The sequence below is a fragment of the Gordonia sp. ALPHA1B1 genome (assembly GCF_005502615.1).
Lineage (GTDB): Bacteria > Actinomycetota > Actinomycetes > Mycobacteriales > Mycobacteriaceae > Gordonia > Gordonia hongkongensis.
Genome location: NZ_SCOC01000007.1, coordinates 76702 through 99962 on the forward strand (window position 1 = coordinate 76702; position 23261 = coordinate 99962).

21 protein-coding genes are annotated in these 23261 nt (G+C 69.7%); 8 read left to right on the forward strand and 13 right to left on the reverse strand.

Annotated features, from left to right (window positions below):
* Positions 1-33: 33 nt before the first annotated feature.
* The 10 genes from FFS52_RS06685 to eccCa all read right to left on the reverse strand — a co-directional run bounded on the left by FFS52_RS06685 (position 34) and on the right by eccCa (position 11619).
* Entirely contained in the window at positions 34-1023 is a 990-nt protein-coding gene (locus FFS52_RS06685; RefSeq protein ID WP_065629907.1) for an alpha/beta hydrolase, read from the reverse strand.
* Positions 1024-1033: 10 nt separating this feature from the next.
* Positions 1034-1294 carry a hypothetical protein gene (locus tag FFS52_RS06690; RefSeq protein WP_137809238.1) on the reverse strand — a complete coding sequence of 87 codons (261 nt, stop codon included), beginning with the start codon at positions 1292-1294 and terminating at the stop codon, positions 1034-1036.
* On the reverse strand, positions 1291-2418 hold the full coding sequence (locus FFS52_RS06695; protein ID WP_137809239.1) for a hypothetical protein: 1128 nt from the start codon (positions 2416-2418) through the stop codon (positions 1291-1293). Before FFS52_RS06695 ends, FFS52_RS06690 begins: the two co-directional genes overlap by 4 nt.
* Positions 2415-2795: a hypothetical protein gene (locus tag FFS52_RS06700; protein ID WP_137809240.1), complete on the reverse strand. Its 381-nt coding sequence runs from the start codon at positions 2793-2795 to the stop codon at positions 2415-2417. The genes FFS52_RS06695 and FFS52_RS06700 overlap by 4 nt, the downstream gene beginning before the upstream one ends.
* Positions 2796-2959: 164 nt before the next feature.
* Positions 2960-3664, reverse strand: coding sequence for an HAD family hydrolase (locus FFS52_RS06705; protein ID WP_137809241.1), 705 nt, complete (start codon positions 3662-3664; stop codon positions 2960-2962).
* Positions 3661-5007, reverse strand: a complete 1347-nt coding sequence (glmM, locus tag FFS52_RS06710) for a phosphoglucosamine mutase (protein ID WP_137809242.1) — start codon at positions 5005-5007, stop codon at positions 3661-3663. The genes FFS52_RS06705 and glmM overlap by 4 nt, the downstream gene beginning before the upstream one ends.
* A gap of 2 nt (positions 5008-5009) precedes the next feature.
* A complete protein-coding gene (rpsI, locus tag FFS52_RS06715) occupies positions 5010-5531 on the reverse strand; it encodes a 30S ribosomal protein S9 (RefSeq protein WP_065629913.1) in 522 nt (173 codons plus the stop codon).
* Positions 5528-5971 (reverse strand): 50S ribosomal protein L13, encoded by a 444-nt coding sequence (rplM, locus tag FFS52_RS06720; RefSeq protein WP_058250710.1) that lies wholly within the window; start codon positions 5969-5971, stop codon positions 5528-5530. Before rplM ends, rpsI begins: the two co-directional genes overlap by 4 nt.
* A 205-nt stretch (positions 5972-6176) precedes the next feature.
* On the reverse strand, positions 6177-7523 hold the full coding sequence (locus tag FFS52_RS06725) for a type VII secretion-associated protein (RefSeq protein WP_058250711.1): 1347 nt from the start codon (positions 7521-7523) through the stop codon (positions 6177-6179).
* A 16-nt stretch (positions 7524-7539) separates the two neighbouring features.
* Positions 7540-11619, reverse strand: a complete 4080-nt coding sequence (gene eccCa, locus FFS52_RS06730) for a type VII secretion protein EccCa (protein WP_137809243.1) — start codon at positions 11617-11619, stop codon at positions 7540-7542.
* Between the two features lie 97 nt (positions 11620-11716).
* Here eccCa and eccD point away from each other — a divergent pair, with 97 nt between their 5' ends.
* Together eccD and mycP are read left to right on the forward strand one after the other, a co-directional pair.
* Positions 11717-13270 (forward strand): type VII secretion integral membrane protein EccD, encoded by a 1554-nt coding sequence (eccD, locus tag FFS52_RS06735; RefSeq protein ID WP_137809244.1) that lies wholly within the window; start codon positions 11717-11719, stop codon positions 13268-13270.
* Positions 13270-14667, forward strand: coding sequence for a type VII secretion-associated serine protease mycosin (mycP, locus tag FFS52_RS06740; protein WP_137809245.1), 1398 nt, complete (start codon positions 13270-13272; stop codon positions 14665-14667). Before eccD ends, mycP begins: the two co-directional genes overlap by 1 nt.
* A gap of 28 nt (positions 14668-14695) precedes the next feature.
* Here mycP and FFS52_RS06745 read toward each other — a convergent pair whose 3' ends face one another.
* A complete protein-coding gene (locus FFS52_RS06745; RefSeq protein ID WP_058250715.1) occupies positions 14696-15649 on the reverse strand; it encodes a 4-hydroxy-3-methylbut-2-enyl diphosphate reductase in 954 nt (317 codons plus the stop codon).
* 52 nt (positions 15650-15701) lie between these two features.
* On the opposite strand from FFS52_RS06745, the gene FFS52_RS06750 reads away from it, so the two are divergent.
* Genes FFS52_RS06750 through FFS52_RS06760 form a run of 3 tightly spaced genes read left to right on the forward strand, consistent with a single transcriptional unit; the run spans position 15702 to position 17928 of the window.
* Positions 15702-16406, forward strand: coding sequence for a lipid droplet-associated protein (locus tag FFS52_RS06750; protein ID WP_137809246.1), 705 nt, complete (start codon positions 15702-15704; stop codon positions 16404-16406).
* On the forward strand, positions 16403-17689 hold the full coding sequence (gene xseA, locus FFS52_RS06755; protein ID WP_068970160.1) for an exodeoxyribonuclease VII large subunit: 1287 nt from the start codon (positions 16403-16405) through the stop codon (positions 17687-17689). Before FFS52_RS06750 ends, xseA begins: the two co-directional genes overlap by 4 nt.
* A complete protein-coding gene (locus FFS52_RS06760; RefSeq protein WP_068970159.1) occupies positions 17686-17928 on the forward strand; it encodes an exodeoxyribonuclease VII small subunit in 243 nt (80 codons plus the stop codon). The genes xseA and FFS52_RS06760 overlap by 4 nt, the downstream gene beginning before the upstream one ends.
* A gap of 6 nt (positions 17929-17934) precedes the next feature.
* On the opposite strand, the gene FFS52_RS06765 is transcribed toward FFS52_RS06760, so the two are convergent.
* Entirely contained in the window at positions 17935-18267 is a 333-nt protein-coding gene (locus FFS52_RS06765) for a hypothetical protein (RefSeq protein WP_068970158.1), read from the reverse strand.
* A gap of 57 nt (positions 18268-18324) precedes the next feature.
* Positions 18325-18906, reverse strand: coding sequence for a DUF4245 domain-containing protein (locus tag FFS52_RS06770; protein ID WP_068970157.1), 582 nt, complete (start codon positions 18904-18906; stop codon positions 18325-18327).
* A 135-nt stretch (positions 18907-19041) separates the two neighbouring features.
* Here FFS52_RS06770 and glpX point away from each other — a divergent pair, with 135 nt between their 5' ends.
* From glpX to FFS52_RS06785, 3 genes are all read left to right on the forward strand, one after another.
* Positions 19042-20037, forward strand: a complete 996-nt coding sequence (glpX, locus tag FFS52_RS06775; RefSeq protein WP_065629922.1) for a class II fructose-bisphosphatase — start codon at positions 19042-19044, stop codon at positions 20035-20037.
* 89 nt (positions 20038-20126) lie between these two features.
* Entirely contained in the window at positions 20127-21824 is a 1698-nt protein-coding gene (locus tag FFS52_RS06780; protein WP_068970178.1) for a fumarate hydratase, read from the forward strand.
* An 8-nt stretch (positions 21825-21832) separates the two neighbouring features.
* A complete protein-coding gene (locus FFS52_RS06785; RefSeq protein ID WP_137809247.1) occupies positions 21833-23257 on the forward strand; it encodes a class II fumarate hydratase in 1425 nt (474 codons plus the stop codon).
* The last annotated feature ends 4 nt before the right edge of the window (positions 23258-23261 follow it).

Below are 23261 nucleotides of genomic sequence, written 5' to 3' on the forward strand. Positions count from 1 at the left end.
AGCAGGCCGCCACCGGGTACCGCGGCACGGACGTCACTCGATGGTGTCGGGCACCACCGCGTTCGGGGCCCGGGACGGCACCGGACTCGCCGCACGGCGGCGTTTGCGCTCTTTCGCGCCGAGCAACTTGGCGATCTTGTCCTGGATCTCCGGCGGATCGTCGAGGTCCACCGCGGGCACCTTGCCGAGCTCGGTGTCGGCGTCGGCGAAGGCCTCGTACCGGCTGTCGTCGTCGAGGGTGTGCAGCAGGAATCCCGTGGTCAGGGCGCGTGCGGCGGTGTGCGTCTTCTTGTCGGCGCCGTTGCCGCCGAGGAGTGATTTGATCGACCGGTGCTCGATCAGCCCGCGGGACGTCGCGGCCGGCGGGGTACGCAGCACCACACCGGGACGGGGATCGGCGGCCGACTCCGACCCGTACGCCTGTGCCAGGGGCAGGGCGTTGCCGTCGATGGTGTCGAGTTCGCCGATCGCCGACACGATGAGTCCCGGAGCACTCACCCGGCGGGCCGCGGGCAGGAGTTGCGCAGTCGTCGGCGCCGGGAACAGTGCGACCACCCCCCGGGCCGGCGGTTGCGGCTGACCGTGCAGCACGCCCTCCGACGCGGCCAATACCGCTGCGGCGGCACCGAAGCCGTGGCCGGCGAACCCGATCTTGCGCGGGTCGACGGTGATCTCGCCGAAGCCGAGCGGGACCCGGGTCACGATCGACAGCGCTGAACGGAGCTGGGCGGCCATCGTGTCGTCGGACGCGAGCAGGCCTCGCTGACCCGCCGGGACGGCGACGACGATGCCCCAGGACGCGAGGTGGTGGCACAGGTCGCGGTAGCGCTCGACCGACGTCATCCACCCGTGCCCGAACGCGATGGCGGGGAGCCGTTCGCCCTCGGCGGGAGTGAACACGACACCCGGGGTCCCGACGATCCCGAGGTCGCCGCGCAACACGCGATGGGGGCCGCGTCGGGCGAGCGCCTTCATCAGCTTCGCGGGCGACTGCGTCGGCTTCTGCTGCTTCTTGCCTGGCACAGCAGACAGCCTATGTGTTGCGCGGCGGCAGATGGGGACTGGCGTCGGCCACGTCGGCCGGCAACATGATGCCCGGGGTGGCGTCCGCGGCGTCGGCGGCGTTCTCGAGGTCGTCCCGGAGTTGCTGCGTCTCCGACCGCACCGCGTTGCGGCGATGCTCGTCCATGGCGAGTTCGAGGTCCCGCTGTCGAGCGGAGAACACGTGCGACGCCTCCGCGACGCCGGCGGTCGCGGTGCGGGCGAGGGCCTCGATCTGGTCGGCGAGGTTCACTGGTCACCCGCCAGCGCCAGATCACCCGACGATCGGTCCGGCGATGCCTCCGGTTCCGGCCCCGACCGATTCTGTTCCGACCGATTCGGTTCCGCGGCTTCGGTTTCGGCGACCACCCCGGTTGCCGCCTCGACGGTGGCCGAGGCCGTCGGCCCCGACGCGACGGGCGCGTCGTGTCCCTCGGCGCCGCCCAGCCGGAACGGGACGTCGACGCCGTCGTCGCGGGGTGCGCGCGCCGACTCGTCGGGCTCCGACGACCGTACGGACGCCGGGGGCTCGGACGCGGCCGCACCTGACACCGACACCGAGGACTCTGATCGTGCCGCGGCGGTCGCCGCCCCGGTTTCCGCCGGCCGGGCATCGGTTGTCGATTCGGCCATCCAGGTCTGGGGTCCCGGTGCGGGCGCGGCGACGGTCTGAGCCGGTGCCGCCGCGGACGGTGATCCCGGCGATACGACCGGGACGGCGTGCGGGGGCCCGGCGTCGACCGGATAGGCCTCGTCGTCGATGCCGTCGACGGACCGGTTGAGGAGGTCGAGGATTCCGGCGATCCCGCGGGTCGTCGTCTCGAGCGAGGTGCTGAACAGGGCCAGCCGGGACGAGATGTCCTCGACCGCCACCCCGATCGGCACGCGACCGGTGAGCACCGCCTGCGGCAGTTCCGCCGGCGGCACCCCGGCCGCGGTCGGTGCCGACAACCGGGCGACGGCCAGATAGCAGGTGCGCAGCAGGCGGTCGATGCCCGACGCCGCGGCCGAGGTGGCGTCGGTGAGCGTGCGCAGGATGTGCAGATCCGATTCGGCGCGACGCTGATGGTCGATGACCGTCGTGAGGGCGACGGCCGCGGACTCGCTGTTCCAGCCGTCGTCGAGGCGGACCTGCTGTTCGGGGAGATGGTGGAGTTGTTCGGACACGGCCCGGTGCGCCGACACCAGGGCGCGGCTGTCCGCGGACAAGGCCGCGATGTCGAATCCGTCGACCACGCGGAGTCCGTTGCGGAGGGTGGCATCGTCGGGGGCGGCGACCCCCATCAGACGCCCGGCCGCCACGAGTTCGATCAACGTCTCGACGCCACCCCGGGCGTCGGACCTCAGCACCGACAGCGAGTCCACGCCTCGTCTCACCGGCCGTCCACCCCCGAGGGCGGCAGCGCTCGCGAGATCTCGCCCGCCACGCGCCGATCCCCGTCCGCCATGGTCAGCGCACTGTTGCGGAGAGTGTCCGCGAGCGCCGCAGCGGCCGTGGCCTGCACCCGTAACCGGCGCGACAGGGTCGCGCTCATCTCGGCGTACGCCGCGGCCGACGGCCCGAAGGCGACCGTGTTCTCGTCTCCTGCGATCGACTCCCGAGCCCAGGTCCCGAAGTCGTGTGCGGCCAGATCGTCGGCGACCGCCGACAACACCAGCGAGGACCTGCGGTAGTACGCCGACACCGCGGACACCCGGGCGGTGTCCATCGAGATCGGGCGCGACCCGACACCGTCCGCACCGTCGCCGTTCATGTCACCCCTCCCCGACGCGCGTCCGCCAGTTCACTGCGATCCTCCGAGCGGCCCTGCATTCTTGGACGCACGGCAGCGGCCGCCGGTTCCCGGGAATTCTCCGGACACGCAGGGAATTGTCGCGTACGGAGGGGCGAGGCGCCAGTGCGCCATCAGGCGGGCGGTCAGTCGGGCAGTTCGATGCCGTGCGAGGTCACGGCGTCGAGCAGAGCGGTGGGCCGGTCGGCGGCCGGGACGTCGTGGACCAGCGCGAACGCGCAGCCGAGGGCGCGCGCCCCGCCGTCGGCGGTCTCGCTGTCCCCGACCATCAGCACCTCGTCGGCCGGCACACCCAGCGGGTCGAGCGCGGCGTGGAAGATCCGGGGGTCGGGTTTGATCGCCCCGACCTCGTACGACAGCGCGAACGCGGCGACGAGGTCCTCGACGCCGTGCAGAGCCAGGACCTTGCGCAGGTCGAAGGCGATGTTGCTGACGATGCCGACCGGAACCCCTGCCGCACCGAGCTTCTGCAGCACCGCGACGGTGTCGGCGAACGGAACCCACGAGGACGGGTCGAGCACCCGGTTGTAGAGAGCGTTCGCGTGGTCGGCATTGCTCATCCCGACCGTGCGCAGCAACGCCAGGTAACCGGTCCGATGCAGCGCCGGGTCGAGATCACGACGTTCCCAGGCATCCTGGTCGGCACCGACGACGCCGTCGGGCAGACCGACGGGTGCGACCATGCGCCGGATGATGTCCGCCTGACGGTCGCGGTCGAACTCGGCACCGGAGTCGTCGCGCAGGTCGGCGAACCACTCGTCGCGCGCCTCGAAGCGGAACAGGGTGCCGGAGAAGTCGAACAGGACCGCGCGCGGTGCCCCACCGGTCATGCCCCGGCCCCCTGTACGACGTCGGCCAGACGGCCGGCCACCGCCAGCGCCTGATCGGCGGTCGCGGCTTCGACCATCACGCGGACGAGCTGCTCGGTTCCCGACGGGCGCAGCAGGACGCGACCGGTCTCCCCCAGTTCGGCTTCGGCGGCCACGACCGCTTCTTTCACCGATTGTGATTGGGCCACTGCGTGTTTGTCGCCCACGCGCACGTTGATGAGCTCCTGCGGCAGCACCGTCACGATGCCGGCCAGGTCGGCGAGCCGCGTCGACGTGGCGGCCATCCGCGCCATCAGCATCAGTCCGGTCAGGATGCCGTCACCCGTCGTGCCCGAACCCGGGACGACGATGTGACCGGACTGTTCCCCGCCGATCGAATAACCGCCCCGCCGCAGTTCCTCGAGGACGTACCGGTCCCCGACCCCGGTGGTGTGCACGGTGATCCCGGCCTCGCGCATGGCGATGTGCAGTCCGAGGTTGCTCATGACGGTCGCGACGAGCACGTCGTCGTGGAGCTTGCCCTGGTCTTTCAGGGACGTCGCCAGCACGGCCATGATGGCATCGCCGTCGACGATCTGACCCGTGGAATCGACTGCGAGACAACGGTCTGCGTCACCGTCGTGGGCGAGTCCGAGGTCGGCTCCGTGCTCGAGCACGGCCGCCTGCAACTTGTCCATGTGCGTGGACCCGCAGTCAGCGTTGATGTTGAGGCCGTCCGGCTCGGCGTGGATCGCGATGACCGTCGCCCCGGCGTCGGCGTAAGCCTGCGGAGCGAGCTCCGACGCCGCGCCGTGCGCGCAGTCGACGACCACGGTCAATCCGTCGAGTCGGGTGTCGACGGCCTGTGCGAGGTGGCGCCGGTAGCGGTCGCCGGCGTCCGGCGCAGCGACGATCCGGCCCACCGCAGCCCCGATCGGGCGGATGAACTCGCCGTCCATGGTCGCTTCGATGCGGTCCTCGACAGCGTCGTCGAGCTTGTGCCCGCCGCCGGAGAAGAACTTGATCCCGTTGTCGGGCATGGGGTTGTGCGACGCGGAGATCATCACGCCGAAGTCAGCGTGGTAGTCCGCGGTCAGGAATGCGACCGCCGGGGTCGGCACGGTGCCGACGCAGATGGCGTCGACTCCGGTGGCGGCGAGCCCCGCACACACCGCGGCTTCCAGCATCTCGCCGGATGCGCGCGGATCACGTCCGACGACCGCGCGCGGACGGCGGTTCGAATCGGTCGCCGAACTCTCTGCGAAAACGACCGCGGCGGCCGAGGCCAGGCGCAACGCGAGCTCGGGGGTGAGCTCGTCGTTGGCCAGGCCTCGGACGCCGTCGGTTCCGAAAAGGCGTGCCAAGATCAGCGCTTGGAGTACTGCGACGCCTTGCGGGCCTTCTTGAGGCCGTACTTCTTGCGCTCGACCGCACGCGGGTCACGGGTGAGGAAGCCGGCCTTCTTCAGGGCGGGACGATCCTCCGGGGTGACCTCGATGAGCGCACGCGCGATGGCGAGACGCAGCGCGCCGGCCTGGCCCGAGGGGCCACCGCCGACGAGCTTGGCGTAGATGTCGAACGACTCGGTGCGCTCGACGGTGACCAGCGGGGCCTTGATCAGCTGCTGGTGCACCTTGTTGGGGAAGTAGTCCTCCAGCGACCGGCCGTTGAGGGTGAACTCACCGGAACCCGGCGCCAGGCGAACGCGGACGACGGCCTCCTTGCGGCGGCCGACGGTCTGGATCGGACGGTCGATGACGACCGGCTCGCGGACCTCTTCGACCACAGCGGCGTCGTAGTCGTCAGCGGCGACCTCGACGGCCTCCACGACCTCGACGGCAGCCTCGTCGACGGCCTCGACGGCGTCGTTGATGTTCTCGTTGCTCACTGGGCCACCTGCTTGATCTCGAAGGGGACGGGGCGCTGGGCCGCGTGCGGATGGTTCGGGCCGGCGTAGACCTTCAGCTTCGAGGCCATGGCGCGGCCGAGCTTGGTCGACGGCAGCATGCCCTTGACGGCCTTCTCGATGACCCGCTCGGGGTAGGTCGCGAGCAGCTCGGTGGTGGTGCGGGACTTCAGGCCACCGGGGTGCCCCGAGTGGGTGTAGTTCAGCTTGCGATCAGCCTTGTTGCTGGTCAGCGCGACCTTTTCCGCGTTGATGATGACGACGAAGTCGCCGCCGTCCATGTGCGGGGCGTAGGTCGGCTTGTGCTTGCCGCGAAGCAGGTTCGCGACCTGCACGGCCAGCCGGCCGAGCACCACGTTCTCGGCGTCGATGACATGCCACGTACGCGTGATGTCACCGGCCTTCGGGGTGTAGGTAGGCACAGTTGTCCTCAACTCTTGTCGAATGGATGCTGGTCGGGTGCACGGCAGAGGTTGTTCCCGGCGACCAGTGGGGACCCGAGCCTCCGCTGACCTGGACACACAGCTGTGCGCCAGGCGCCGAGCACCAGCGATCCAGGCTACGCGACCGCGCTGGTCAGGGTCAAAACGGACTCGGCCTCCGGCCGGGGTCAAAACGGACTCGGCCTCACGACGACGGCGACACCCGGACCGACCGCACCGCCGCCGCGCACTCGTCGTCGGCGGATTCGGCCGCGGTACCCGCCTGACAGCCGATCGAGACCTGCAGACCATCGTCGACCACGACGTACCAGCGGATCGCGCCGCCCGAGGCCGGTGACTCGCGGTAGCCGATCACGTCCCGCCCGCCGAACCGGGTGGCGGCGGAGAACTCGGTGACGACGTCGTCGCCGCGCTGCTCGATCCGGTTGCGCAGGCTCCCCGCGACCGATTCCCGGGTGGAGCCGGCGCGCACCTCGGTGAGGACGGCGATGATGCGCCGGCCGTCGTCGGGATCGACGAACACCGCGCGAGTGGTCGAGGGGTCGTCGGCCGAACCGCTCGGGGTCCGCTGTTCGGACTGCCGCCAGTCGCCGGGCACCGCCAGCGTCGCACGCCCGAGGCCGACCTCCGTCGACGCCGCGTCCGGTGCGGTGCCGCGCTGCCAGAGTCCCACCCCGATCGCACCGCTCACGACCAGGATCGCCATCACCGCCGCGGCGAGCAGCGTCCCCGACCGGCGCCGGGTGGCGCCGACCGGGAGCGAGGGTCCGGGATCAGCGCCCGGGGCCATCGTGTCCTCGTCCGCACCGCCGGTGCGGTGGCCGAGCCGGACCACGAGCTCGCGGTCGACGGCGACCACGCGTCCCGCGACCGCGTGCCCGGCGATGACGCCGATCGCCGCGGACACCTCGTCCGGGCGGTCCCCGTCGACGAACACCGCCTCGACCGAGTCGTCGATGACGTCGAGGCCGTCCGCGTTCGACGAGGAGCGCGGCGCACGGTCGGCACCGGGACGAATGAGCCCGGAGCGCTCGATCACCCAGCCGTCAGGACCGCGCCCGACGATCTGCACGTCCCACCACGCCGGTCGCGGGTGGCCGGGATCGGCGGGCGGCCGCGGGAGATGTGTGGTCTCGACGACGGCGCACCGCCGCACGGTGAGATCGGCGTGACTGCGCGCGACGAGCACCGCCCGCGGTAGGAGTGCCACCGGCGCGCGGCCGTCGCCGAGGTCGGCGAGCGTCGATGCCCGACGGGGTCCCCAGGTGCTCGGGTGCCCGACGACGAGGGGTCGGCCCGCGGGCAAGTCGAGGCCGGCGAAGACCCGTCGCCACACCTGGCGCAGGTGTTCGCGCCGACCGTCGGCCACGACACTCATCTGGTCCACCGACTCGAGCAGCGGCCGCACATCGCGATCCACCCGGCGCAGCCCGCGCTCCGGGTCATGGACCAGCGGCGTCCCGAACGCGAGATCGACCACCGTCGGACGGTTCCCGTCGCCGATCGGTTGCACCTCGCCCGGCTGTGTCATCCGGCCCGACCCACCCCTAGTCGCCGATCGGGAGATGGGCGACCTGGATCATCTCCTGCGGCCGGACGCGCGACACCAGTTCGCCGCGGCCGGGCACCAGCGTCTGCAGCCTCGACCGGCCGGTGATGAATCCCTCGTCCCGGTCGCCGCTCATCAGCAGGATGTCCGACGACAGGTCCTTGAGGCGCGCGATCAGCGGATCGAACATCGCCCGACCGAGGCCGCCGGAACGTCGGGCGAGCACGATGTGCAGCCCGATGTCGCGCGCATGGGAAGCCAGTTCGACGATCGGCAGCATCGGATTGCCGGTCGAGGTGACGACCATGTCGTAGTCGTCGACCACCACGTACACCTCGGGCTGGCCCTCGAGCCAGGTGCGGTCCCGCAGTTGCTGGACCGTCACGTCCTCAGGCGGCATCCGGTTCTTCAGATACGCCGCCAGCTCCGTCATCATCGACGCCGCGCGGTCGGGCGAACTCGCGTAGCCGGCAAGATGATCGCCGTCGATGATCCCCAGCATCGTGCGGCGGTAGTCGACGAAGACGATGCGCACCTGCTCGGGTGTGGCACCCGCGACCAGCCCGGTGACGATCGTCCGCAGCAGGTTGGTCTTGCCGTGTTCGACGTCGGCGAACGCCATGAAATGCGGTTGGGCGGTGAAATCGAGGACCACCGGGGCGAGTTCGAGCTCACCGACACCGATCGCCACCTGATTGGGTGCTAGCGTCAGCCCGGCGGCGGCAACCGCGCGCTGCACCGATGCGTAGTCGATCTCGGTGCTCAGCTTGCGCACGGCCATCGCCGAGCGGCCCGGATAGGCGGCGGTGAGCTTCTCGACCGACTGGGCGACGCCCGCGGGCAACGACTCGGCACTGCTGACCGAATCGAGCCGGGGCAGCGCGATCAGCATGTGCAGCTCCTGCCCGGTCAGGCCGCGGCCGGGTCGGTTCTGCGGGACCAGCGCGGCGGCGCGACGACCCATGTCGGAATCCATCGGGTCGCCCAGCCGCAGCTCGATCCGGGTACCCATGAGATCGCGGACCGCCGGGCGCACCTCGGCCCATCGGGACGCGGTGACCATGACGTGGACGCCGTAGCTCAACCCCTGGGCCACGATCGCGGTGATCTGTTCCTCGAGCGATTCCAGTTCGGTACGCAGCACGTTCATGCCGTCGAGGACGAGGAACACGTCGCCGAACCGGTCCTGCGCGAGCGGGTCCGACGCCGGCGAGGTGACGCCGGACCGGAACCACGCTTCCCGGCGGGACCGGTAGTCGCGCATCGACTCGATGCCCAGCCGGGTGAACAGCAGTTCGCGCGACCGGACCACGGCCGCCACCTCGGCGACCGTACGGCGGACCGCGTCCATGTCGCCGCGCGAGGCGACCGAGCCGACATGCGGGAGGCCGGCGAGACCGGCCAGACTGCCGCCGCCGAAGTCCAGACAGTAGAACTGCACCTGTTCGGGCGTGTGGGACGCGGCGGCCGACATGATGATCGTGCGCAGCGTCGTCGACTTGCCCGACTGCGGACCGCCGACCACCGCCACGTTGCCCGCGGCCCCCGCGAGGTCGATGACGAGCGGGTCGCGTCGCTGGTCGTAGGGCCGGTCGACGACGCCGATCGGAACGCTGAGACTCCCCGGCACCGCCGGGTGGGACCAGTCCCGCTCGCCGAGAAGATGTTCCACGGTGGGCGAGTCGTCCAGTGGCGGCAGCCACACGCGGTGGGCCGGCGGGCCCGCGTGTTCCATGCGTTCGACGATGGTCTCCATGAGCGTGGGCACCTGCGCCGAGACCGGCTCGAACTCGGTGGGCGCCTCGGGTGCCGGCGGTTCCTCGTCGAGCAGGCTCTCGGCCTGGTCGAGCAGCGAACGCGACGCGCCCTCGTCCAGCGGCACCGGAAGTGCGGTGAAGACCTTGAGGTTTCCGCGACGCGATGACGCCGTGGTCGTCGGATCGGCCGACTCGGTGACCGTCGGCGAGTAGTAGGCCCCCGACACGTAGGAGGTGTTGAACCTGATCGGGTCCGCCGAATCGCACTTGAGGTATGCCGAACCCGGGACGCTCGGCAGGTGATAGGCGTCGGGAACACCGAGAACCGAGCGGGACTCGTTGGCGGAGAACGTTTTCAGGCCGATCCGATACGACAGGTGCGAGTCCAGGCCCCGGAGTTTGCCTTCTTCCAGCCGCTGCGAGGCGAGCAGCAGATGGATGTGCAGCGAGCGACCCAGACGACCGATGGCGACGAACAGTTCGGCGAAATCGGGCTTCTGCGAGAGCAGTTCGGAGAACTCGTCGACGACGATGAACAGTGCCGGCAGCGGATCGAGGCGCACCCCCGAGGCGCGGGCGCGCTCGTAGTCGGCGACGTTCGCGTAGTTGCCCGCCGCCCGCAACACCTCCTGGCGCCGGTTCATCTCGCCCGAGAGCGCGTCCTTCATCCGGTCGACCATCGAGAGTTCCTGCTCGAGGTTCGTGATGATCGCGGCGACGTGCGGCGCGGATTCCAGGCCCAGGAACGTCGCGCCGCCCTTGAAGTCGACGAGCACGAGATTCAGCTCCGACGGCGAATGAGTCGCCAGCATCGCCAGGACCAGCGTGCGCAGGAACTCCGACTTCCCCGATCCGGTGGCGCCGATGCACAGCCCGTGCGGACCCATGCCGCCGTGTGCGCTCTCCTTGATGTCGATCTCCACGGGCGCGCCGGTCGGCGTGTAACCGATCGGCACGCGCAGGCGCTCCCGGCCGGTACGACCGCGCCAGGCCGTCGCCGGATCGAAGCGTGCGGCGTCGTCGATGCCCAGTAGCGCGGGCAGGCCGGGGTCGGCCGAGGTCGCCTCGGACTCGAGGTGGGCCAGCGTCGCCGCGGTGGCCAGCCGGTAGCGCGCCATGCGCCGGGCGATCGCCTCCGCCTCGGGAATCGTCAGCGAGTCCATGTCGGCGAACTCCTCGACGCCGGCGGCACTGCGCGCGGAGACCTTGCCCTCGCGCACGACGAGTTGCAGCCCGCGCCGCACCGCGAGACCGTCCGGCGGCGCGGTCAGGTCGAGGATCGTGACGCCTTCCATGCCGGCGTCGTTGATGATCCGCTCGTCGCCGGCGACGTAACCGTCGTCGATGATCACCACGAGGTGTGCGCGGTTGGCGTTCGGCGGCGCCGAACGACTGAACCGGCCGCGCTCGAGGAGGTCCGCGGCCATCGAGTTCTCGAGGTCCGCCAGCGTCGGATAGATCATCCGCATCGCCCCGACGCCGTCGCGCAGCGTCGGATGTCCCACGTGCGGAAGCCATTTCGCCCAGTCCCAGGCCTCCCCCGCCGGATCGCCGGTCACGATGCCGATGTGCAGATGATCGGGACCGTGGAACGCACACAGCTCCACGACCATCGACCGGATGAGTTCGCGGGTCTCCTGCCGCGCACCCTCGATGTTGATGGCCGGGAAGCCGCGCAGCGAGATCGAGGTGGGCAGGCGGTACACCGCGGAGTGCGTGCGCACGAACCGGCGCAGGGCCACCATCGACACCGGCTCGATGTCCTCGAGGGGCCCGGTCTCCGGCGGCATGAGCCGCGTGGCGAGTCGCTGGACGCCCACCCCGACGCGCACATGGGCGAAGTCGGCGTCGCTGGGGCGGCGTTCCCACATGCGCCTGCTGCCGATCACGTCGAGCAGCGCACGCGGGTCCGGGTGGCTCCAGGTGCGTGCTGCGCGCTGGTTGTCGACGGTCTCGAAGACCTGGCCGCGCAGCTGGCCGAGATAGCGGAAGTAGTCCTTGCGTTCCTCGTTGAGTTCTCCGGCGCGTTTGCCCCCGCCACGGCCGCCGGCGGCGAACATGCCGAACATCGACATCAGCATCATCAGCGGGAACATCATGAACAGCGGGTTGGTCAGGATGTTGCGCCCGCCCGTGACGACCATCAGTGCCACCATGCCGACGACGGCGACGACCATCACCACCGGCAGCAGTTTCATCAGGAGGCCGCCGGGCACCACCCGCGGCACATCCGGCGGCGCCTGGATGTTGACCTCGCCTCCGGGCGTGCGTGGGGGCGTGATGCGCGGGCGACGCACAAAGCCCTCCGTCGTCGTGACCACACGTCCCCCCTGACATGTCGCGCTGTGTATCCCCGGGCGGTCGAACCCGCCGCGGTTGGCTATGTTAGCTGCTGAATCTAGGGGGAGGATTGACCTGATGTCGTCTGTGGACGGATTCGCACCGGGGTACCCGGCCACCGCTGCCGACGCGGACACCGGGGACCGCCGACGGGGTGAGGGGGCCGTCGAGCCGCAACTCGTACGGGTGTCCGTGCTGGGCGGCAACACCCAACTCGACGTCGGACTGCCGGCCGGCATCCCCATCGCCGGACTCATCGGTGACCTTGTCGCCCAGATCGAATCGCGCAATCCCACGAGGTCGGACCCCGACGACCCGGATGCCGACGCCCGTAATCCCGGCCGACCGCACGACCGGCAGAACAAGTGGACGCTCGCGCTCGTCGGACAGGACCCGCTGCCCCTGCACCGGTCGCTGTCGGAGTCGGGAATCCGTGACGGCGATCTGCTGCTGTTGACCTCCACGCGAACCGGGGAGTCCCCGGTGCTGTTCGACGACGTGGTCGACGCTGTCGCCCGATTGAACGAATCGCAGTTCGTCGACTGGACCGCGGCGTCCGCCCGGAAGGTCGGTTACGCACTGGCACTCGTCGCCGCGGTCGCGGCGGCGGCGTCCCTGGCCGCGGTCCGCTCCGGCACCGGCGCCCTGTGGTTCGCCGGGTTGTCCGGGCTGGCGGTCGTCGGATTCGTCACCGCCTCGACGATCGTGTCCCGCTACTACCGCGACGAGCAGAGTTCGACGGTGCTGTCCCTGTGTGCCGCACCGATGGCCTTCGTGACCGGGATGATCGTGACGCCCGGGTCATACGGCGCCGCACACCTCACCCTGGGCTTCGCGTTCGCACTCGTCGCCGCGGTCATCAGTTATCGCATGACCGCGGCCGGGGCGACCGCACACAGCGCCGTGACCAGCGCGGCGCTGCTCGGCGCCACCGGTTGTGGGGCGCGACTCCTCATCGATGCGCCGGTGGCCGATGTCGCCGCCGTCATCGCCGCGGTCGGTCTGCTGTGCATCGGTCTGGCTCCCCGCACGACGATCCTGCTCGCGAAACTGCCGCTGCCCCCGGTGCCGACCGCGGGTGCCGCCATCGACGTCAAGGACATCGAACCGCGACCGGCCATCGAGGGCATCGGGGCGATCGGCGCGACCGCCCTTCCCAAAGCCGATGCGCTGGAACGTCGTTCCTACCTCGCCAACGCGTACCTGACCGGCATCGTCGGCGGGCTCACGATCGTCACCGCCATCGCGGCCGTGCTCACCGCCGCCCCGCTCGCCGGGTTCGAATGGCGCAACGCCGTCTACGCCGCGATCATCGGCGTCGTGCTGTGTCTGCGGGGCCGCTCCCACAGCGACCTGTTCCAGGCGGGAATCCTCGTCATCGGCGGATCGCTCGTGGTGATCACCCTGATCACCGGTCTCGCGTTCGGCGACGACCAGTGGCCGGTGATCGGTTTCGCCCTCGGCATCCTCGTGGTGATCGGCGCCCTCGTCTTCGGGGTCGTCGCACCGAACCAGGACTTCTCACCCGTGATGCGTCGGTGGGCCGAGATCGGCGAGTACATCCTCGTCGCCCTGATCGTGCCCCTGCTGTTGTGGCTGCTCGACCTGTACCGAATGGTCCGCGAGATCTGATGCGCGACAACCGTGTCCGTGGTGCTGGAGTATTCGCGACGACCCTCGTCGCGGCACTCGTCGGGGCCTCGGCGACGCCCGCTGCGGCGGTGACCCCGCCTCGGATCGATCCCGGCGCCCTCGTCCGGTCGGCCCCGGTCGCCCCGCTCGAACCGACCGAGCAGCGGCACCTGTGCAACATCCCGGAACTGACGCGCACCGTGACGAAACCGACCGCGGCGCAGGCGATGATGAATCTCCCGGAGGCGTGGCGGTTCAGTCGCGGACAGGGTCAGCGGGTGGCCGTCATCGACACCGGGGTGACGCCCCATCCGCGGCTCGGTCGCGTCGTCGCCGGTGGCGATTACGTCTCGGGCGGCAACGGACTCGACGACTGCGACGCCCACGGCACCCTGGTCGCCGGGATCATCGCCGCCCGGCCCAGCACCGCCGACGCGTTCGCCGGCGTCGCGCCCGCGGCATCGATCATCGCGATCCGCCAGTCCAGCAGCGCTTTCCAGAAGAAGAACGACCGCGCCCGGGAGGACGCCGCGCCGGTGGTCGGCTCGGGTTACGGGTCCGTCCGGACGCTGGCGCACGCCATCGTGCGCGCGGTCGATCTACGCGCCACCGTCATCAACATCTCCGAGGTGGCGTGCGCGTCGGCGGCGGATTCGGTCGACGACCGGGCGCTCGGTGCGGCCATCCGGCACGCCTACGACCGGAACGTCGTGGTCGTCGTGGCAGCCGGCAACCTGACGCGCGACGGCGCCTGCCAGAACCAGAATCCGGCTCCCGCCGCCGACGACCCCGACGGATGGCGGTCGGTCGCGACCGTCGCCAGTCCCGCGTGGTACTCGCCGTACGTCCTGACGGTCGGCTCGGTGGACGCCGACACCGGCTCGCCGAGCGACTTCAGCCTGCATGGCCCGTGGGTGAGCGTCGCAGCGCCGGGCACCGACATCGTGAGCCTGGACAGCAAGCGCGGTTCGAACCGGCTGGCGTCGGCCCAGCAGAGCGACGGCGGGCCGGTGCCCTTGATCGGCACGAGTTTCGCCGCGCCGTACGTCGCGGGCACCGCCGCGCTGATCCGGGCCCGCTTCCCGGATCTGACCGCGCGCGAGGTGATGGACCGCATCATCGCCACCGCCCACTCCCCGGGAACCGGGCGCGATCAGCGGATCGGACACGGTGTCATCGATCCGGTCGCCGCCCTGACCGCCGAAGTGCCGGCCGACCAGCAGCGGGACCGCGCCTCGGCCCCGATCGCCGCTCCGCCGGTGGCCCAGCCGCCCGACCACAGTGCCCGCAACGTCGCGATCATCGGCAGCGCCGTCGCGGCGATCGTCATCGCCGCCGTTCTCGCGATCGCACTACCCCACCGACGGGTGCGCAAGCTCGACCCGGACGAGTTCTGATCTGTCGACGCCGGGCCGTGGCCCGAGGTCAGCTGGACGAACGTGCGGGGCGCAGCTCGCGCGGGAGCGCGAAGGTCAGCGTCTCGTTGGCCGTGTTGACCGTCTCGACCGTGCCGTAGCCGCGTTCGGCCAGGTAGTCGAGGACCCCGCGGACCAGCACCTCGGGCACCGACGCGCCGGAGGTGACCCCGACCGTCGTCACACCGTCGAGCCACGAGTCGTCGATCTCACGGGCGTAATCGACCAGGTGGCCGGCCTTCGCGCCGGCCTGCAGGGCCACCTCGACGAGGCGCACCGAGTTCGATGAGTTCTGCGATCCGACGACGATCACCAGGTCGCATTCGGGAGCCATCGCCTTGACCGCGACCTGCCGGTTCTGGGTGGCGTAGCAGATGTCGTCACTGGGCGGGTCGTTGAGCAGCGGAAACTTCTCGCGGAGTCGACGGACCGTCTCCATGGTCTCGTCGACCGACAGGGTGGTCTGCGACAACCAGACCAGCTTCGACTCGTCACGGACCTCGACCGCGTCCACGCTGTCGGGACCGTCGACGAGCTGGATGTGCTGTGGGGCCTCGCCGGCGGTGCCCTCGACCTCCTCGTGGCCCTCATGGCCGATCAGGAGGATGTCGTAGTCGTCGCGCGCGAATCGCTTCGCCTCTTGATGGACCTTCGTGACCAGCGGACACGTGGCGTCGATGGTGCGCAGGTTGCGCTCGGCGGCGGTCTGGTGCACCAGCGGGGACACCCCGTGCGCGGAGAACACGACCAACGCGCCCTCGGGCACCTCGTCGGTCTCGCCGACGAAGATCGCCCCGCGCTCGGCCAGGGTCTCCACGACGTGCCGGTTGTGCACGATCTCCTTGCGCACGTAGACGGGAGCGCCGTGCTTGTCGAGGGCACGCTCGACCGTCTCCACCGCACGGTCGACACCAGCGCAGTAGCCGCGGGGTTCGGCGAGCAGGACACGCTTCGTCTCAGACATGCTTCCCAGGGTACGGGTTACGCGGCGTTGCCCGTGATGGCAGAGTGTTGGCATGGATCGCGCACCGTACCCCGCCCGGATAGCCGCAGGTCTGATCGTCACCGCCCTCGAGGAGACACGGAAACTCCCGGCGCTGCTCATCACGTTGCCGATGACCGCCATCAGCCAGACCCTCCAGGCCGGTATGCGGGCGCAACAGAACATCGCCGAACTGGCCATCAAGGGCGACGCCGCCCTGGAGATGCTCTTCGACCGGCCCGACGAACAGCCCGAGTGGGCACGTTTCGACGAGGACGACGCAGCGGGTCCCGACCCGGTCACGCCCGCCGCGCCCGCGGAGACCACCGATACGTCTGTGCAGGACGAGAAGCCGAAGGCCGCCGCGACGACCCCGTCGCCCACGACCATCGACGAGGAGATCGAGGAGGCGGCCGCCGACGCCGATCTCGCCGCACCGCCGCGCGCCGATGCCGGGCGGTTCGCGCTGTACAGCTCGACCCCCGACGAGGTCGTCGCGGCCGAGGTGCCGGGCACCGAGGCGGTGAGTTCCGCCGACGGCTCCGGGCCCGAGATCGTCGAGCTCATCGACTACGACACCCTCACCCTCGCGCAACTCCGGGCCCGTCTGCGGTCGGTCGCCGTCGAGGACCTGATCGCACTTGTCGACTATGAGAAATCCCGCCGCGACCGCGCGCCGTTCGTGACAATGCTCGAGAACCGGATCGCCGCGCAGAACAAGCGCTCCACCGAAGCGTGACCGGGGCCGACACGAGCGACACACCGCGACGTTCCTCGTCACCGAACTCGGCCGAGCATCCCTGGCCGGTCCGGACGGTGAACACCAAGATCGCCGACTGGATCCATCGGCTCGGACAGATCTGGGTCGAAGGACAGGTCACCCAGATCAGCCGGCGGCCGGGGACCCGCACCGCGTTCCTCACCCTGCGCGACCCCGCTGCCGACATCTCGATCTCGGTGACATGCAGCCCCGACCTGCTGGCACGCACCGAGGTCCCGCTGACGGACGGCAGCTCCGTGGTGGTCCTGGGCCGGCCGAGTTACTACACCGGGCGCGGCACGGTGTCGCTGCGGGTCAGCGAGATCCGGGCCGTGGGCATCGGCGAGCTGTTGCTGCGCATCGAACGGCTGCGACAGCTCATGGCCGCCGAGGGCCTCTTCGATTCACGGCTCAAACGGCCGCTGCCGTTCCTGCCGCGCGCCGTCGGCCTGATCAGTGGCCGCGCGAGCGCAGCGCAGCACGACGTCGTGAGTGTCGCGACCGCTCGATGGTCGAACGTGCGCTTCGACATCCGCGAGGCCCCCGTGCAGGGGCCGACGGCGGTCGCCCGCATCCTGACCCACCTGGCCGACCTCGATGCCCACCCCGATGTCGAGGTCATCATCATCGCGCGCGGCGGCGGCAGCGTAGAAGACCTGCTCCCGTTCTCCGACGAGGCGTTGCTGCGCGCGGTGTCGCGGTGCCGGACCCCGGTCGTCAGCGCGATCGGGCACGAACCGGACAATCCACTGCTCGATCTCGTCGCGGATCTGCGCGCCGCCACTCCGACCGATGCGGCGAAACGGGTCGTTCCCGACGTCGAGGCCGAACTCGCGGGCATCGCGGATCTGCGTCGACGCAGCGCGCAGGCCCTGCGCAACTGGGTGCGCCGCGAGTCCGGCGTCGTCGCCGCGCTGCGGGCGCGGCCGGTGCTCGCCCGTCCCGGGGTGCTCGTGGACTCCGAAGCCGGGCAAGTGGCCGAGCTGGTCCGCGCCTTGCGCCGAGATGTGTTGCGCCACATCGACTCCGAGGAACGACGTACCGACCATCTCGGCGCGCGCCTGTCGACACTCGGTCCCGCGCAGACCCTGGCGCGCGGCTACGCGGTGGTACAGCGCACCGACACCGACCCGCCTCATGTGGTCGGCACGCTCGCGGACCTGCCGGCGGGTGCACCCCTGCGCATCCGGGTCGCCGACGGCGCCGCAACCGCCCGGGTCGACGAACCCACGACCATGCCGGAACACGGAGGAAATGCGTGAGCACCGACGAATCATCCACTCCGATCGAGGAACTCGGCTACGAGGAAGCACGCGACGAACTCGCCGAGATCGTCACCACCCTAGAGCACGGCGGACTCGACCTCGACGCCTCGCTGGCGCTCTGGGAGCGTGGCGAGGCCCTCGCGACCCGCTGCGAGGAGCACCTGCGCGGTGCCCGCGAGCGCATCGAGGCGGTCATCAGCACCGGCTCCGACCCCGACGACCCCGAGGACGACTGAGACCGATCAGTCGAACCGGGTGAGCGCCTCGCGGTCGAGAACACTGATGCGCGTGTGCACGGCGGTCGGTCGCGCACCGACCCGCGCGAGGACCGGCCGACGATCCTCCCCACCCCTCGACAAGGAGGAAAGCGGCCGCCCCACAGCGGAATCCGGAGGCAGCCCGACGATGTACGGAAGACCGGGTGCGGGCACCACGGTCCCGGATCGCGGGTCGGTCAGCGCATCGATGGCGCCCGCCCGTTGCACCGGAACGGTCACCACGAGCAGCACGAGGGCCGCGACGAGCACGAGCCTGGCCCACACGAGATGCAAGCCGAACCCCGATCCCCCATCCATGAGCGCCTCCTGCCGACGACGCTAGGAACTCCGGGCCGGGTCCTCACGAGTAGTGCGCTACCCCAATTGCAGCGGCTGCTGGGCGACGACCGACGACGCGATCGTCTCGATGTCGGCGTCGCTGCCGCGCGACAGGACCGCGATGCGTACCTTGCCCAGGTCCGTGATCCAGAACCGCTTGCCCTCCGACGTCTCGTAGGTCACCCACTGCCGCCCGCCCGCCTGGCGCGTACCGGTACCGGAGATGTCGGCGAAATCACCCCCGCTACCGCCGCCGAGGTAGGGGACGAACACGTCCTCGGGCGCATCGGACTGACTGAGCTGGACGTAGGCGCCGTCGCTGCTGAGCCATCCCACCGTGCTGACCCGGTGCCCCTCGATCGCGTCCGAGGAACCGGAGTTGGGCCGCCAGCCCTCCGGCGTCGGCGGGCGACGGATCGGGAACGGGAGCTGGGCGGCGTCGGCGTTCAATGCGCTGACCACGTCGAACGGCGGTAGCTTGCTGTCGGCCACGTCCTTGGAGGCCCCGATCGAGCAATTCCCCGACGCGATCGCCACCAGCGCACACAGCGCGAGCAACGGGACCAACGACCAGAACATGTCCTTGCCGTTGTTCAGAATGCGGGGTTTGTCTGCCATGGCGCCGAGTATCCCACCAGCAGGGTCACTGACCGAATGCCCGGTGTGACATGCAAGGATGGTGGTCGAGACCACCGCCACCATCACTCGGCGCCGCTGGAGTCGACCCGCGCCGAACAGAGGAGTCGATTGCCCATGACCGTCAGCACCCATCAGGCCCCGGACCGCAACCTCGCGATGGAGTTGGTCCGCGTGACCGAGTCGGCTGCACTCGCGGCCGGTCGTTGGGTCGGTCGTGGCGACAAGAACGGCGGCGACGGCGCGGCGGTCGACGCGATGCGCGAACTGTTGTCGTCGGTCTCGATGCGCGGTGTCGTGGTCATCGGAGAGGGCGAGAAGGACGAGGCGCCGATGCTCTACAACGGCGAAGAGGTGGGCAACGGCGAAGGCCCCGACTGTGACGTCGCCGTGGATCCCATCGACGGCACCACGCTGATGGCGGAGGGCCGCCCCAACTCGATCTCGGTGATCGCGGTCAGCGAGCGCGGCACGATGTACGACCCGTCGGCGGTCTTCTACATGGACAAGATCGCTGTCGGACCCGAGGCCAAGGGCGCCATCAACATCAACGAGTCCGTCGAGTGGAACATCAACTCGGTCGCGAAGGCGAAGGGCATCGACGTCGCCGATCTGACCGTGATCGTCCTCGACCGTCCTCGTCATGCCGATCTCATCGGTGAGATCCGGCAGGCCGGCGCCAAGATCCGCCTCATCTCCGATGGTGACGTCGCCGGTGCGGTCGCCGCCGCCGACGACTACTCCACCGTCGACATGCTGATGGGCGTCGGTGGCACTCCCGAGGGCATCATCACCGCCGTCGCGATGAAGTGCATGGGCGGCGAGATCCAGGGCAAGCTGTGGCCGCGCAACGACGAAGAGCGTCAGAAGGCCATCGATGCCGGCCACGACCTGGACCGGGTGCTGACCAACGACATCCTGGTCAGCGGCGAGAACGCCTTCTTCTGCGCCACCGGGGTCACCAACGGCGACATGCTGCGCGGCGTCACCTACCGGCCCAATGGCGCGACGACCCGGTCGCTGGTGATGCGCTCGAAGTCCGGCACCGTCCGCCGCATCGAGGCCGTCCACAAGCCGGCCAAGCTCCGCGGCTACTCCCGAATCGATCTCTGAGACACGACATCGGCCCCACACCAACACCGGTGACTTCACGAGTCAACCTCTGGCGTGGGGCCGATGTCGTGGGCGATACGATGCGGTCCGTGAGTAAACCAGCCTCAGCCCCCGAGTTTCTCTACTCCGATCTGCTCCCGACCGGCGCCGACGAGACCCCGTACCGGTTGATCACGACCGAGGGTGTGTCCACGTTCTCCGTCGACGGTCGGACCTTCCTGAAGGTCGACCCGGAGGCCATCCGGAGGCTCACCGCGGAGGCCATGCACGACATCAGCCACTATCTCCGCCCGGCTCATCTCGCGCAGTTGCGCAAGATCATCGACGACCCGGAGGCCTCGGGCAACGACCGGTTCGTCGCCCTTGACCTGCTGAAGAACGTCAACATCTCCGCCGGCGGCGTGCTGCCGATGTGCCAGGACACCGGCACCGCCATCGTGATGGGCAAGAAGAGCGAAGGGGTCCTGACCGGCACCGACGACGCCGAGGCCATCTCCCGCGGTGTCTACGACGCCTACACGCAGCTCAACCTGCGGTACTCGCAGCTCGCCCCGCTGACGACGTACGAGGAGAAGAACACCGGCTCGAACCTGCCCGCCCAGATCGAGATCTACGCCACCGAGCAGGGGCCCAAGGGTCCGGAGTACAAGTTCCTGTTCATGGCCAAGGGCGGTGGCAGCGCCAACAAGTCGTTCCTGTTCCAGGAGACGAAGGCGATCCTGAACCCGACGAGCATCCTGGAGTTCCTCGACGAGAAGATCCGCTCGCTGGGCACCGCGGCCTGCCCGCCGTACCACCTGGCCGTCGTGATCGGCGGCACCTCAGCCGAATTCGCGCTCAAGACCGCCAAGTACGCGTCGGCGCACTACCTCGACAACCTGCCCACGCAGGGTTCGATGTCGGCGCACGGTTTCCGCGATCTCGAGCTCGAGGAGGAGGTCTTCCGGCTGACCCAGTCGTTCGGCATCGGGGCGCAGTTCGGCGGCAAGTACTTCTGTCACGATGTGCGCGTGGTCCGGCTGCCCCGCCACGGTGCGTCGTGCCCGGTGGCGATCGCGGTCTCCTGCTCGGCCGACCGTCAGGCCCTCGGCAAGATCACCGCCGACGGCGTGTTCCTCGAGCAGCTCGAGACCGATCCGGCCCGCTACATGCCCGCAGCCGGTGTGGCCGAGGACATCTCGGGTGGCGAGGTGGTCGAGGTCGACCTCAACCGCCCGATGCCGGAGATCCTCGCGCAACTCTCGCAGTATCCGGTCAAGACGCGCCTGTCGCTGACCGGACCGCTGGTCGTCGCGCGCGACATCGCCCACGCCAAGATCAAGGAACGCCTCGATGCCGGCGAGCCGATGCCCGACTACCTGCGCGACCACCCGGTCTACTACGCCGGGCCGGCGAAGACCCCCGAAGGCATGGCCTCCGGATCGTTCGGTCCGACGACGGCAGGCCGGATGGACAGCTATGTCGAGCAGTTCCAGGCCGCCGGGGGCTCGATGGTCATGCTGGCCAAGGGGAATCGATCCAAGCAGGTCACCGAGGCGTGCGGCGCGCACGGCGGTTTCTACCTCGGCTCCATCGGCGGGCCCGCGGCACGTCTCGCGCTCGACTGCATCAAGAGCCAGGAGATCATCGAGTACCCCGAACTCGGCATGGAGGCCGTGTGGAAGATCGAGGTCGAGAATTTTCCCGCCTTCATCGTCGTTGACGACAAGGGCAACGACTTTTTCACCGACCCGAGTGGGGCCGTCAACGTCCCGCTGAGCGGCATAAGGATTCGATCAAAGGAGTAGGCACGCCGATGACCGAGGAAACACAGACCGACGCGCAGGGCGAGCAATACCGCATCGAGCACGACACCATGGGCGAGGTCCGGGTACCCGTCGACGCCCTGTGGCGGGCACAGACGCAGCGTGCCGTGGAGAACTTCCCGATCAGCGGACGCCCCCTCGAACGGACCCAGATCCGGGCGATGGGACTGCTGAAGGCGGCCTGCGCCACCGTCAACGCCGACCTCGGTCTGCTCGACAAGGAGAAGGCCGACGCGATCGTCGCCGCGGCCACCGAGATCGCGGACGGACGCCACGACGACCAGTTCCCGATCGACGTGTTCCAGACCGGTTCGGGCACCAGCTCGAACATGAACACCAACGAGGTCATCGCGTCGATCGCCAAGTCCAACGGCGTCGAGGTGCATCCGAACGATCACGTCAACATGTCCCAGTCGTCCAACGACACCTTCCCGACGGCGACGCACGTCGCCGCCACCGAGGCCGCCGTCACCGACCTGATCCCGGCGCTCGAACATCTGCAGAAGACGTTGGCCGACAAGGCAACCGAATGGCGTGAGGTCGTCAAGAGCGGGCGCACGCATTTGATGGACGCGGTACCGGTCACGCTCGGACAGGAATTCGGCGGTTACGCGCGTCAGGTCGAGGCCGGCATCGAGCGCATCACCGCCGCCCTCCCGCGCGTCGGCGAACTGCCCATCGGCGGTACCGCGGTCGGCACCGGCCTCAATGCGCCAGATGGCTTCGGCACCAAGGTGGTCGCCGAACTCGTGTCGCTCACCGGCGTCGAGTCACTCACCCTCGCGAAGGACAACTTCGAGGCGCAGGCGGCCCGTGACGGGCTCGTCGAACTCTCCGGCCAGTTGAAGACCGTCGCGGTGTCGCTGACCAAGGTCGCCAACGACGTCCGTTGGATGGGCTCGGGTCCGCTCACCGGGCTCGGCGAGATCCTGCTCCCCGACCTGCAGCCGGGCAGTTCCATCATGCCGGGCAAGGTCAATCCCGTTCTGCCCGAAGCTGTCACGCAGGTGGCGGCGCAGGTCATCGGCAACGACGCCGCAGTCACCTGGGGCGGCGGCAACGGCGCCTTCGAACTCAACGTCTACATCCCGATGATGGCGCGCAACGTCCTCGAGTCCCTGAAGCTGCTCGCGAACGTCTCGCGGTTGTTCGCCGACCGCTGTATTACCGGTTTGCAGGCCAACACCGAGCGGTTGCGCACGCTCGCGGAGAGTTCGCCGTCGATCGTCACCCCCCTCAACAGCGCCATCGGCTACGAGGAGGCAGCGGCCGTCGCCAAGCAGGCACTGAAGGAGGGCAAGACCATCCGCGAGACCGTCCTCGAACGTGGCCTGGTCGGCGAGAAGCTGACCGAGGACGAACTGGACGCCCGGCTCGACGTGCTGAAGATGGCCAATCTCGACCGGGAGCGCTGAGAAC